We start from the raw sequence: 13,464 nt of genomic DNA on the forward strand, positions 1-13,464 counted from the left end.
TCTCATTTGATCATAAAAAAGGTAGCCCCCTTGGGCTACCTTTTTTTTACTTGGTTGGCATCAAGCAAACTTCTCTTATGTCACAACGGGGATTTGCTGAAATAGCATAAAGTACCGCATCTGCAACATCACTAGGAGCTAATTTATCAGGCTTGGCTTCATCAAAGAATGGCGTATTAACCATACCTGGGCAAATAGTCGTACAGCGCCCGTTCCATTCAGCCATTTCCGCCGCTAGATTTTGCCCAAATCCGTAAGCAAACCATTTAGAAGCACCGTATACTGAGCCTTTGAGGGTGATTTTACCTGCAATCGAACTAGTAATGATAAAGTGTCCTTGAGTTTTTCGTAAATAAGGTAAACTTGTTTTGGCTGTAAATAATAAGGCATTAATATTTACATCCAACATTGTTTTCCAGTCCTGTGGATCGCCTTTTTCAATGCCCGCGGCTTTAGAGCCAGTGCCTGCATTGGCAAAAACCACATCTAAGCGACCAAATTTTTCAATTGCTTGGGAAACCACAGCTTCAATTTCTGAAAGATTAGTGACATCGGCTTTAACAGGCAAAACTCGTTCTTTTCCCAAGTTTTCAGCAATATCATTTAATTTATCGATACTTCGCGCGGTTATCACTGCCTTATGACCAGCTTTAACCACTTTTTCAGTGGTTGCAGCACCGATGCCACTAGACGCTCCGGTAATCAATACCACTTTTTCTTCGCTCATACAGTTACTCCTTAATTTCAGTCAACCTTAACTTACTAATTGTTCAGTAATCGCTTCGATGAAAGCAGGGATATCATTCGGGTTTCGACTGGTGATTAGTTTACCATCCACCACAACCTTGCCATCTTGCCAGTTTGCTTGTGCATTTTTTAGATCGGTTTTAATGCTGGGATAAGAAGTGACTTTTTTGCCTTTAATAATATCAGCCTCAGCCAGTAGCCAAGGTCCGTGGCAAATAGCAGCAATTGCCTTAATTTGAATTTCATCATTGGCTGATTTAATGAAATCAACGACTTTAGCATCGGTACGAAGAATATCTGGATTGATTTGCCCGCCCGGAATAATAACTGCGTCATAGTCTTCAAGATTGGCTTGCTCAATTTGTTTGTCGACTTTAATCGTTTCGCCCCAATCTTTTTCGTTCCACCCGCGTATTGTCTGATTACCGTTAATTGAAATGACGTGGGTTATTGCTCCCCTTGCTTCGAGCTCGTTTTTGGGGTCTAGCAATTCACTTTGTTCAAAACCATCAGTTGCAATAATGGCAAGTGTTTTGGTGTTTAACATTGTATTGTTTGACATATTTCCTCCAATTACTTTGTCTAATTATCAAACAAAGATTCCGCCGTTAACACAGAAGATCTGCCGAATAAAAGCATGAAGGTGCAACAGCCATACCAAAACAAAACGTTCTGCCTATCCTAGTAAAAACAATGGGTTGGAGAAACAATAACAGCTAGCAGAGAATCACAAGCAGGTTATTTCTGTCGATTAGTAGACAACCTTTGTAAGATTTTCACGATCTTAGGTTAATCGACAAGTTCAGCAAAAAGTCTATTAGACTTGATAACTGAGGGAGCAATTTATTCTTATAGATTAGGCTAATAATCCCCTTAATAATCACTAATGTTGTTTAACTCTTCAATTTTCCGTACCGAGTGGTATAATAAGCCTCCAATAATTTTCCTAGGTGGTTATCATGACAAGCGGTCGTAAACGAGAATTTGACGCTGACAAAGCGCTAGATGCCGCCATGCATGTTTTTTGGCAAAAAGGTTACGTTGGTGCATCACTAATGGACTTAATTGATAGTATGGGCATCAGCAAACCAAGCATGTATCGTGCATTTGGCAATAAGGAATCATTGTTCGTCAAAACCACTCAACGTTATATTGAAACGAAGATGAAAACACACCTCAAACTATTATTTGAGGAAGGTATTCCGCTGAAACAACGACTTAAAAACCACATGATGTCTATTGTGGATATGCAGTGCAGTTCCGAACAGGCCAAGGGTTGCTATTTAGTGTTATGCCAATCTGAATTGGTAAGTGGCGTGATCCCTAAAGAGGCAGAACAAATCCTGATTGAAGCCGAAGCAATGCCAATGCAACTTTACACTGATTTGTTTAACAACGATCCAGAAGCCATCAAATTAGGTTTAAATCACAGTGCACACACCAACAGTCTTAGCCTGTATACAATGTTAAAAGGAACAGCTTCAATGGCACGTTCAGGCATCAGCAAGGCAGAGCTTGAACGCTCAATAGATAACATTCTTACGGGAATAGGTCTGCATTAATCAGATAAGTCTAAGCGACCCATTAATTCATCTAGGTGGTTTATTTCAACGTCGGGTTCAATTCCCCAAGGGTCAAAGACCGCACTTTTACTGCGTTTTACCCACGCTGCCTTTAGACCATGTGATTTAGCTCCTATTACGTCAAATGGATTGCTTGAGATTAACCACGTACACTCAGATTTAGCATCAATTCTATCTAATAAATGTTGGTATATTGCTGGATTGGGTTTAAAGGTTTTTATTTCATCGGCAGTTACCACCTCACTGAAATAATCGGAAATATTGGCATTGTTAAGCAGCCCATGAACCGAATTTGACTCACCATTGGAAAATGCAATTAATCGATATTTTTGGGCCAATTTGGGTAATGCAGTTTCAACATCACTGAACGCCGGTAAAAAACTATAACTATCTAAAAGTTGCTGTTTTTGGGTTTCTGTCAAACTGACTTTCAATGAATCACAAGTGAAATTCAATGCATCTTTGGTACAAACAGAAAAGTGCACATAACGCTGCATCAGTCCTCGTCTAAATGAATACTCTAATTGCTTCGATCGCCAAGTATCAGAAAATATCTGAGCTTGATTTCCAACCAAATCAGTTAGTAAATCCAGCACACCTTGGGTGTCTATCAAAGTACCGTAAACATCAAATGTGATATTAATTTTCATTCTTTCCTGCCAGTTTTTTAGTGAATGATTTAGCCACTTAAATCTATTTAGGACTACAAGGTAAAACCCATAAATAAACAATCTACGAATCTGTGTTGACTTTATCGTACCGGTCGGTACAATGCAAACCAATCGAATCGTACCAATCGGTACATAAAGTACTAATAGGTAGAAACATTCTAGATTAGCATTCATTTAATCACTAAAGCTGAGATGAATGAGCACTAAAATTAACCATAATTGAAGGAAATAACATGACTACATTAACTATCCATACAATTGAATCCGCGCCAGCAGACAGTAAACCATTATTGGAAAATTCGGTAAAAGGATTTGGCATGTTGCCTAACCTGCACGCTGTATTAGCAAGTTCTCCGCAAACACTAGAGGCTTACCAGCGTTTACATCAATTATTCATGGACACTTCTTTTGATGCTGAAGAACTGACTGTTGTTTGGCAGGCTATTAATGTAGAGCACGGTTGTAGCTATTGCGTACCTGCCCACACCTTTATTGCAAACTCAATGAAAGTATCATCTGTTTTAACTGAAGCTTTGCGTAATCAAGAACCTATGCCTACTGCTAAGTTACAAGCGTTGTTTGATACAACCATCACCATTGTGCGTAATCGTGGAATTGTATCTCAAGCAGATTTAGACAAATTCTACGCCGCGGGTTACGGTGAACAGCAAGTGTTAGAAATTATATTGGCTTTGTCTCAAAAAGTGATTAGTAATTACACTAACCATATCGCAAGCACGCCAGTAGACAAACCTTTTGAAAAATTTGCTTGGTCTAAAAAAGCGTAATTTAAAATAGTAGATTTCACGATAGGAGTGATGACAATGGACAAACAATACACACCACCGGACATTTGGACTCATGATGCTGAAAGTGGCGGTAAATGGGCAAGTATCAATCGCCCAGTGTCAGGCGCGACACACGAAAAAGCACTGCCCCTTGGTAAACATCCATTACAGCTATACTCAATGGGTACACCCAATGGTCAAAAAATCACTATCATGTTGGAAGAGTTGTTAGCATTAGGCAAAGATGCCGAATACGATGCGCATATGATCAAGATCGGTGAGGGTGATCAATTTTCATCTGGTTTTGTGGCACTCAACCCTAACTCCAAAATACCAGTGTTGGTAGATCACTCCTATGATGAAGCCTTGCCAATTTTTGAATCAGCTTCCATTTTAGTGTACTTAGCAGAAAAATTTGACGTTTTACTGCCTAAAGAAATTGTAAAACGTACCCATGTGATGAATTGGTTATTATGGTTGCATGGCTCTGCGCCCTATTTAGGTGGCGGTTTTGGACATTTCTATAGCTATGCTCCAGAGAGATACGAATATCCGATCAATCGTTTTACGATGGAAATCAAACGACAATTAGATGTGTTAGATAAACAACTCGCAGACAATGAGTTTCTCGCTGGAGATGAATTAAGTATTGCCGATATAGCGACTTGGCCTTGGTATGGCAATCTTGTATTAGGCAACCTCTACGATGCCAAAGATTTCCTACAAGTCGACGATTATAAGCACGTACAACGTTGGGCAAAGGCTATGTTAACGCGTCCTTCCGTTCAGCGTGGCCGTATTGTAAATCGTAACTGGGGAGAGCCTTGGGAGTTCGTTGAAAATCGTCACAGTGCTGAAGATATTGATAATGTCTTAAAATTAAAACCTGAGTAACGGTTTGCCCCATAAAAACGATTTATATAAAGCCAAACAAGCTTAGGATTGTTTGGCTTTTTTAATAATAAAAATCAATTTTCTGATTTGGTATGCAAACCAACACTTTCACTATAGGCATCAAAAAAGCTATTCCTGTGGTTTAGTGGCTTCCCCCTCAAACCGCTATTTACAGTGGCTGTCACCTTAAATACTGAATTAAGTCAAACTTGATGATTGATAAGGGTGAAGATAACGCTTGAAAAGAGTTGGTTAAGACCTATCTATCAGTGAATCATATTTTTTAAAAGATACTCATGCTGTCTATTTTATTACCAATCTTAATTGGTGCTGTAATTATTGCCTTCATTATAGGCAAACCCTATTGGCGTGAATTCAAACGAAAAAGAATGAATCGTGTGCCATTCCCAAAGGCATGGCGAAAAGTCCTGCAGCAACGAATGCCCTATTTCAGAAAAATGCCTGCGGACTTACAATTGCAGCTAAAACAGCACATCCAAGTGTTTTTATCGGAAAAAAACTTTGTCGGTTGCAATGGTGTTGTTATTACCGATGAAATTAGAGTTACTATTGCTGCCCAAGCCTGTTTACTTTTACTCAACCGGAAAACTGACTATTATCCGAAACTGCGAACTATTTTAGTCTATCCAAGTGCTTTCGCTAAACAACAGCAAAGTAGAAGTTCAGACGGCGTGCACTTCACTCAAAATGTCGCAATGTCGGGAGAATCTTGGGGGTTTGGTAAAATTGTATTGTCTTGGCAAGATACCCTCGATGGTGCATATTTGCCAAATGATGGCCACAATGTGGTGATCCATGAATTTGCACATCAGTTAGATCAAGAAGACGGTTTAGCCGACGGTGCACCAATTTTGGGTAAAGATCAAAGTTACGCGAGTTGGGCTGATGTTTTTTCAGCTCAATTTGAGCAACTTAAACACCACGCTAAAACTGGAACCCATTCAATTTTTGATTACTATGGGGCCACCAATCCCGCCGAATTTTTTGCAGTGGCAAGCGAAGTGTTTTTTGAAAAATCCAAGCAACTTAAGCATGAACATCCAAAGCTTTATCAACAATTAAGATTGTTCTATCGTGTTGATCCTAGCCTTTGGTAAACAATATGGTTCTAGCTTCTTTATAATTGTTATTTGATCATTAAAAAACACAAAATGAGTCAAATAAACAGGCCGACGAGTGACAATCACATTGCTTTTTGCTGTTGTAAATCGAGAGAGTCGTAAAGTCCGATACCTTTGAGCAGTCGTCCTAAAATGTCAGCACCTGTCACTATTCTCTTTTGATCTGCCCAAAGAAGTATAAGATCTTGCTTAAGGGGCGCATCTGAGTGTAGATCTTCTTCGGCTTTCATTAATGTTAGTACCGCACCAAGCCGTGTTTTAGGATCTTTTAGAATCACCGGTTTATAACAATACAAAAATGGGTCAATTACCTTGCCATCCGCACAAAATACACTGCGTAAATAGGCATCGGAATCAAGTACAAAAACAGGATAGTTATCACTATTGGTGACCACAATCCACTGATGTGCAATGGATGACAATTTATGGGCAAACTGTTTTTGCATCAGTTCAGGAGCGAGGTCACCTGCGAAAAAAACAGGCTTATGCTCGACAATATCAGCACAAATAATACTTTGTTCAGATAGCACTTCCCCTTCTTCAGATACCGGCACATCATCAAGGGCAAGAAAATTAAGTGCGCCAATTCCTTCGATAACATCAACGTCTGAATCCTCTGCATCAATATGTTTATGCAATAATTGACGCAGTTCACGTTCACGAAAGTACTGAACACTTTCTTTACCGAGCCATAAATCAAGAATCAACGCGCTTGGCTTAGCAATAATATATAAAACGAACTGGTAAACACGTAAAACGGGCGTCAACATCGATGCCATTCGTAATGCATTTCTGGAAAAATACGCCTGCGGTGCTATTTCTCCCCCAATTGTAATGACAACAGTGCTAAACAGAAAGGCGACAAGACCTGCCATCACAGAATTAGACAGAAGTGTTAGCAATACGTTGATACCAACATTCCCCCACAGAATCGTTGTTAGCAAAAAATTGGAATCTTTACGTAAGCACAAAATTGTTGCCGCAGCGGTATTACCGTTAGCTACCTCAATCTCAAGACGCAAACGACTGATGCTAAAGTAGGCAAGGTTTAAACCTGAAAAAATAGCCGATTGTACCAAGCAAAAAATAATTCCGAACCAGATTAGATAGTCCATTGTTTGGCACCTTAATATCTACATAGCGGATAATTTCAGTATAACCTCTTAGTACTAAAGCTGAAGCTGTGTTCAACAGTATTTATACTGTTTATCAACCCCAAAACACTGTTAACTGCCCTTTCCATCGATTCTTCATAAAATGATCAGCTGATCTTCAAGTTTGCCAATTGCCATTAACCTAATCTAGTTAGGTGATTTCAACACAATAAAATTTTTAACTTAACCAAATAAGGAAAGCAAAAATGCAAACTACTGAAGAATTTGCAGGTCAAGTGGTTACCGATGTGAGCGCCACTTTGTCGGGTGTAATGACAAGTTTAGGTCATAAATTGGGATTATATGAAGCTATGGCTTACTCAGGGCCATATACTTCCATAAGCCTTTCAGAAAAACTTGGATTGGCAGAACGTTATGTTCGGGAGTGGCTTAATAACCAAGTGGCTGGACAATATATTGTTTATGACAAGACGAATAAAACCTATCAACTTCCCGATGCACATGTACCAGTTCTCGCAGACCCTGAGAGTCCTGTTTTTTTAGTACCTGCCCTTGAAGTTGCAGCGTCTCTTTGGCATGACGAAGACTTACTTAAAAATGTATTTAAAACAGGTGAAGGCATTTCATGGGGTGCTCATCATCATCGTTTATTCTGTGGCAGCGAATCACTTTTCCGACCAGGTTATAAGTCTTTTTTAATAAATGATTGGTTGTCGGCAATGGATGGCGTCATTACCAAGTTGCAAGAAGGTGCTTTGGTTGCTGATGTTGGCTGTGGCCATGGTGCATCAACAATAGTCATGGCGAATGCATTTCGTCAATCGAAGTTCTATGGCTTTGATAATCATTTGGAATCTATCAAAACAGCAACGGATAGAGCTTCATCTGAGCCTGCTCAGTCCAATACGTTTTTTGAAACTATTGATGCACAGTCGTATCCATCAATCGGGTTTGATTTGATTTGTTTCATGGATTGTTTACATGATATGGGTGACCCTGTTGGCGCGGCTCAACACGCATTAAAATCACTAAAACCTGGGTCCAGTTTGTTGTTAGTTGAACCGGCTGCAGGTGATGCTGTAGAAGAAAATATTAATCCAGTCAGTCGCTTGTACTACGCCGCATCAACGGCAGTGTGCACTCCCTGTTCACTTTCTCAAGATGTGGGGCTGGCTTTAGGTGCGCAAGCTGGCCAAAAACGTTTGTCAGAAGTCCTTGAAGAAGCCGGTTTTGTGAATGTGAAAAAAATCGCTGACACGCCATTTAATATTGTTATTCAAGCAAATCGTCCGGATTAAACAGTAAAAATGGCGAACACTAAAATTCCCAAAAACCTTAACTCCCGTCCCATTATTGCGCTGCATGGGACGGCGAGCACAGGACAGCAGTGGCAGTCCTTGCGAAAAGCGTATTCTGGCTATCGTGAGGTTATCTCGCCTAATCTACCGGGTTACGGCTGTCAGTTCAGCCCACCTAGTGTGGGGTTGACGGCCCGTTTGCAACCTATGTTGAACGACTTTATTCAGTTAAATCACCCTGTCCATTTAGTAGGGCATTCGTTTGGTGGTGCACTCGCGTTGCGACTAGCTGAAATCTTCCCCAATAAGTGTTTGAGTGTCACAGTCTATGAACCAACATCACTTGACGTATTTCGCCAAGCAACAGATCAAAAGGGGGTTCAATTGTTAAATGAAATACAGACTCTGGCAACCAAGGTTACCAATGCCTCACCTTTGCAGGCCATGGCATTATTCATTAACTTTTGGATGGGTAAGGGACATTGGCAAAGTTTACGAAGTGACGCTCAACAACAGCTTGCTCAATATGCAACAATTACCGCCCAAGACTTTAAAGATGGCTTATTTGAAGTTGAATATCCATCTGAATATCAACCTTACTCAGGTCCTGTAAGGCTGATATTTGGTGATAAAACAGTGGAGATAGCAAAACACATGAGTCATCTACTGGCGGGGAAACTGCCAAATGCTTCTCTGCTTCAGTTAAATGGTTTAGGGCATATGGGGCCTATCCAAAATCCGGCTGCAGTCAACCAAGCAATTATGCAGCATGTTGAGGGAATTCATCGCAATTAACATTTTATAGGTTATGCTTGTTCAGTGCCTGATTTATCCGTTCGCGAGTGACTCCTTGGGTAAATGGAAGTACCCTAAAAAAATAATCATGGGCCAGATCTGGCCTTTTCTTTTTGGCTCTAGCAGCCCAGAAAGCGGCTTCTTTTTCATGTCCAGCTAACGAATTAGCCACTGTTGCTAAAATATCCATCAAAAATAAAGCGCCGGGTTGCCTAACCGCATGATTAGCCCATATTCGCGCATTTTCATAATCTCCAGAAGAAATATATGAGAATGCCCTAACACCATAAAATCCATATAAAAACGGATCTAATGGGCTGAGCTCTATAGCTTGGGAAGCATCTTGCTTTGCATCGTTAGCATTATTAGACATCACAGAAGCTAAGCCATGGGAATAATACGCTTGCGCAAAATTGGGGTTAATTGAAAGCGAACGTTCTAGCCAAGGCAAACTATCTTCAGGCCCCTCACTCAACCAAAAACAACGGCCCATGGCAAAATTAGCAAATGCATCTAGGGGATCAAGTTCAATGCTTCGCTGCGCACTTCTTTTCGCCTCAACGGCTTCAAGAACTGGATCGCATCCAGAATATCGATTAAATACATTTTGATACTGACAACTCGACAAACCTGCGTAAGCCCTAGAGAACATAGGTTCTAATTTAATTGCCCGAGTAAACAAGCTAATGGCTTTCTCATTATCTAGCTGGGTAAAACGATAGAGGTGAGCCATGCCTAAATGATACGCCGCCCAAGCATCCAAATTTTCAATCGGTGAAAGTTGTGCAATTTGCGCTTCATTAGTCGATATTTGTACCTCTAATGTTGCCACGGCTTTATTGACAATATCTGTACGCATTTGATGAATATCATCTAGCTTGCCTTCTATTCGCTCAATCCAAATCACGTCTTGGCTTAGCAAATTACTCAGCTCTATGGTCAACGTCAGTTTTTTGTTCACCCTTTCTATGCAACCTGAAAGACAATATTTTGCCCCCGTATGTGAAACTATGGTGTCACATTGAACATCGGAACTAAATTGAAATGAACTTGCTCTGGAGATAACTTTCAACCAACGCAAACGTGATAAACCTAAAATGATGTCGATTACAAATCCTTCAGGCAATATGGCGAATTCATTTGAAGATTGAATACAGGTAAAGGGCAACACTATAATCGATGGTTTACGGTCTTGAATGGAGGCAGTGTCTATTTCTTGCTGATGTGGCTTTACAGAATCAGTCGCTAGTTCAGTTTGAAAATCTAAGGTGGAAATATCCCCGACAAAACGAAATCCGCGACCGTGTATTGTTTTTATCAGTTTTTGGGCGGAACCATCATCACCGATGGCCTTTCTGGTAGATTTAATGCGGCTTGATACCACCGAGTCTGACAGTGGTTTACCTTGCCAAATTAAGTCAATAAGTTGATCTTTACTTAAAACTCTATGGCGATTTTCGATTAACACTTGCAGTAAACAGAATACCTGTGGCTCAACGGCAATCACAACGTCTCTGCACCTGAGTTCTACTTTTTCAGTATCTAATTGATAGTCATTAAATTGATAGATCATCCCCCTCTCCTTAGGTTCGCCGATTTACTAATTATAATCCATAAATATTAGCTAATGGTTTTAATCTAATGGGGTAGAAAAAGAATGCCCAATGAATCCTAATCGCGCTGAAATTTAACATTGATTTAGGATAAATAAAGCCTGTTCAATAGACAAATAAAAGCAGCTAGCGTATCTGATTCGTAACTCTATTGCTCACATAATCAATATCCAGTCACTTTGATTAGATTCAACTTACCCTAAACTGCGTAGTGAAAATTGAAAATTGAGTGTTGGGAATACTAAAAATCCGTGGATACATTCAATCAATACACGCAGCTATCTATTACACTTTTAAGTAAGCCAATATCACGTTAGATAAAATTATGCAGAAATGGAATTTTAAACATCAAGTTTGTTCGATATTCAGTATAGCCAGCCTTTTGAGCATCATGCTAAGCCAGTCTAGTTTAGCAAGTTCCACACAGACAATTGCGCAAACCGAACAGACTGTGCCAGGGGATAATGGCCAATTTAATATCTTTTTAGGTGCGACAATTAATTCTTTCAACGAGGTGGTATTTACTAGTCGTTTAATTAATACCAGCGAAGGTGAAAACGATGATACTGGAATTTATCGAATGTTTGTGCCCCGAACCCTTGGTCCAGTGGTGCTGACGCTTGAAGAGGTTGTAAGAGAAAATCAATTTCTGACCGTTGGTGATCGCTCGTTTCATCTCAACGATCTGTATATTTCGAGCGCTTTTAAAATTACCAATACGCCAGCTCCAAGTTACTCAGCAGCTGGCGATTTTACGAATTTGGCCTTGATGTTACCTTTGGTGCCGGGTTCTAACGACCTGGGTAACTCAATTATTGCTGTTGAATCAGTAAACGCCTTTGTTCTTGTTGCCGAGGCAGGCGCTACTGTCCCATCATCTAATGGAGAATACCGTGAATTTAATATCGCTAGTTTAGCTGGGATTAGCAGCAACAATAACGTCATATTTTTTTCCGCATTAAACAACACTGAAAATGACACACTAGACAATACAGCGTACTTTAAACGTTTTAACGACAACTCAATTGTCGAACTTGTCCGTAAAGGTGATCCCGCAAATGGTGGGGTTTTAACCCACCCTGCCGGGCTACAAACTAACGATTATGGCGACGGAGTATTTTCCGGTTTAAATGACTCGGAAGACGACTATAACAATTCAGGTTTATATAAAGTTTCCGGCACCAGCTACTCCCTTGTTGTCCATGAAGGTGACATAGCACCCACCGGTGAAATAGAAAATCGCTATTTTTCTGAATTATATGATGCTCGCATTAATAATCATCAGCAAATAGGCTTTAAGGCGTTGTTACGAGATGAAAACGGTTTAGCCAACGGCTCAGGATTGTTCTTAGCTGACACCTTATCAACCAAAATGATTTTACTAAAAGGGCAAACAACCCCCGATGGCACTGCCACATACGGCGACTTACTCAGCCGCTTTTCAGCTAAACCACGTGCCGCTTTGAACGATTTAGGGCAATTTGCGCTAATCGTCGATTTATTAACAGAAACTTCGCAAATTGACGGAGTGTTTAGAGCATCAGAAACAGAGGTGATCGAAATAGCGAGAAAACACATGAGCTATGAAGACGGCACTTTGCGAAACTTTAAAGATCCGGCAATAAACAATAATGGCTTAGTGGTATTTCAGGCCGATTTAGCTTTAGAAGAAGTGTTCGATGATGAAGGCCCTTATTTACGCACCGAAGATATTTTGATTATCACTGATGGTATTCATTATGAAACCATAGAACGTGAAGGACGAGAACATAACGGTAAAGTTATCAGTGAGATTTTTTTTAATAATAATCCTGTTGGTCCAGCGAATGGTTTAAGCGATACAGGTACAGTGGCATACAAAGTAAGATATGAGGATGGTCATCAAGGGATTCTTGCTTGGACACCGGATTTTGGTTGGCGAACCGATGTTGAAGAAGGAGACTGGGATGATGTGTCACGTTGGCATTTTGGAGGCTTACCTGACCAATTTACCGATGTGATTATCAATCCTGAACAGAATATCGACATACTAGGTCCCATTGCCGACACAACAATCAAATCACTTACTTTAGGTGGCAGTGCCGGCAGTGTTCATATTACTCTGCAAGATAGTATTTTGAGCGTGACTGAAGGTTTGACAGTGCATATTGGTTCAAGCATTTTTGGACAAGGTAGCTTAGATTCAGTGGTGTTAAATGAAGGTCTAATAGAGGTATTAGCAAATCAATCGTTAACGATATCCGCTGAGACGACCAACAAAGGAGTGATTACCGTTAATGGGGCAAGTAATTTACATTTTCTCTCGAGTTTTATAGGAAAAGAAATGATTCAAGGTGATGGCACCGTCACTTTTAATGGCGATATACAGTTAGCTGATGAGCCAAGCCTATTGACCATTCAAGGCAACATGAATTTAACTGAAAATAGTTCACTTCACATAGAAATTGAAGGAGCAGAACGAGGAGTAAGTTATACATCAATAGATGTTGGTGCAATTGCCACGTTGGCAGGAACACTGCAAGTAAGCTTGTCGGATAACCTCAGTTTAAATAGTGGCGACACCTTCGAATTGCTGTTGGCAGAACAGATTTCAGGTGAGTTTGATAACCTAGTCGTTGCTGATTTAAGCGAACAAGGCTTACAAATTTCCATCAACCAAACGGCCTCTAAGCTAGAATTAGTGGTAACTCAGGATGCCGATGATGTCGAAACAGATACAAGCTCTGGAAGTGGTGCGATAAATATAGGCTTGCTTATATTATTGCTGCTCCCCTTAATAAGAAATGCTGTTAGCAGCAAAAAAACTTGAGCAGGCTTA

Annotated in this window: 12 protein-coding genes; 7 read left to right on the forward strand and 5 right to left on the reverse strand. The window is 40.3% G+C overall.

Features of this window, described 5'->3' with window-relative positions:
• Positions 1–46: 46 nt before the first annotated feature.
• Together Q4567_RS09085 and Q4567_RS09090 are read right to left on the reverse strand one after the other, a co-directional pair.
• On the reverse strand, positions 47–727 hold the full coding sequence (locus Q4567_RS09085; RefSeq protein WP_216050377.1) for an SDR family oxidoreductase: 681 nt from the start codon (positions 725–727) through the stop codon (positions 47–49).
• 27 nt (positions 728–754) lie between these two features.
• Positions 755–1,309: a DJ-1/PfpI/YhbO family deglycase/protease gene (locus tag Q4567_RS09090; protein WP_216050376.1), complete on the reverse strand. Its 555-nt coding sequence runs from the start codon at positions 1,307–1,309 to the stop codon at positions 755–757.
• Positions 1,310–1,706: 397 nt separating this feature from the next.
• Here Q4567_RS09090 and Q4567_RS09095 point away from each other — a divergent pair, with 397 nt between their 5' ends.
• Positions 1,707–2,309 (forward strand): TetR/AcrR family transcriptional regulator, encoded by a 603-nt coding sequence (locus Q4567_RS09095; RefSeq protein WP_303500158.1) that lies wholly within the window; start codon positions 1,707–1,709, stop codon positions 2,307–2,309.
• Here Q4567_RS09095 and Q4567_RS09100 read toward each other — a convergent pair.
• Positions 2,306–2,980 carry a haloacid dehalogenase type II gene (locus tag Q4567_RS09100; RefSeq protein ID WP_303500159.1) on the reverse strand — a complete coding sequence of 225 codons (675 nt, stop codon included), beginning with the start codon at positions 2,978–2,980 and terminating at the stop codon, positions 2,306–2,308. The two genes, Q4567_RS09095 and Q4567_RS09100, sit on opposite strands and share 4 nt — an antisense overlap.
• A 254-nt stretch (positions 2,981–3,234) precedes the next feature.
• Between Q4567_RS09100 and Q4567_RS09105 the strand changes: the two genes are divergently transcribed.
• The 3 genes from Q4567_RS09105 (at position 3,235) to Q4567_RS09115 (ending at position 5,801) form a co-directional block, all read left to right on the forward strand.
• Positions 3,235–3,789 (forward strand): carboxymuconolactone decarboxylase family protein, encoded by a 555-nt coding sequence (locus Q4567_RS09105; protein ID WP_303500160.1) that lies wholly within the window; start codon positions 3,235–3,237, stop codon positions 3,787–3,789.
• 36 nt (positions 3,790–3,825) lie between these two features.
• Complete coding sequence (yghU, locus tag Q4567_RS09110) at positions 3,826–4,683, forward strand: glutathione-dependent disulfide-bond oxidoreductase (RefSeq protein ID WP_303500161.1); 858 nt, start codon at positions 3,826–3,828, stop codon at positions 4,681–4,683.
• 296 nt (positions 4,684–4,979) lie between these two features.
• Positions 4,980–5,801: a zinc-dependent peptidase gene (locus Q4567_RS09115; protein ID WP_303500162.1), complete on the forward strand. Its 822-nt coding sequence runs from the start codon at positions 4,980–4,982 to the stop codon at positions 5,799–5,801.
• An 86-nt stretch (positions 5,802–5,887) separates the two neighbouring features.
• On the opposite strand, the gene Q4567_RS09120 is transcribed toward Q4567_RS09115, so the two are convergent.
• Complete coding sequence (locus Q4567_RS09120; RefSeq protein WP_216050368.1) at positions 5,888–6,940, reverse strand: DUF21 domain-containing protein; 1,053 nt, start codon at positions 6,938–6,940, stop codon at positions 5,888–5,890.
• Positions 6,941–7,185: 245 nt separating this feature from the next.
• On the opposite strand from Q4567_RS09120, the gene Q4567_RS09125 reads away from it, so the two are divergent.
• Entirely contained in the window at positions 7,186–8,238 is a 1,053-nt protein-coding gene (locus Q4567_RS09125) for a class I SAM-dependent methyltransferase (protein WP_216050367.1), read from the forward strand.
• A 9-nt stretch (positions 8,239–8,247) separates the two neighbouring features.
• Positions 8,248–9,033 carry an alpha/beta fold hydrolase gene (locus Q4567_RS09130; RefSeq protein ID WP_303500164.1) on the forward strand — a complete coding sequence of 262 codons (786 nt, stop codon included), beginning with the start codon at positions 8,248–8,250 and terminating at the stop codon, positions 9,031–9,033.
• A 4-nt stretch (positions 9,034–9,037) separates the two neighbouring features.
• On the opposite strand, the gene Q4567_RS09135 is transcribed toward Q4567_RS09130, so the two are convergent.
• Positions 9,038–10,606 carry a winged helix-turn-helix domain-containing protein gene (locus Q4567_RS09135; protein ID WP_216050365.1) on the reverse strand — a complete coding sequence of 523 codons (1,569 nt, stop codon included), beginning with the start codon at positions 10,604–10,606 and terminating at the stop codon, positions 9,038–9,040.
• Between the two features lie 365 nt (positions 10,607–10,971).
• Between Q4567_RS09135 and Q4567_RS09140 the strand changes: the two genes are divergently transcribed.
• Positions 10,972–13,455 carry a hypothetical protein gene (locus Q4567_RS09140; protein ID WP_303500166.1) on the forward strand — a complete coding sequence of 828 codons (2,484 nt, stop codon included), beginning with the start codon at positions 10,972–10,974 and terminating at the stop codon, positions 13,453–13,455.
• Positions 13,456–13,464: the final 9 nt, after the last annotated feature.

Source organism: Aliiglaciecola sp. 2_MG-2023 (assembly GCF_030548145.1).
Lineage (GTDB): Bacteria > Pseudomonadota > Gammaproteobacteria > Enterobacterales > Alteromonadaceae > Aliiglaciecola > Aliiglaciecola lipolytica_A.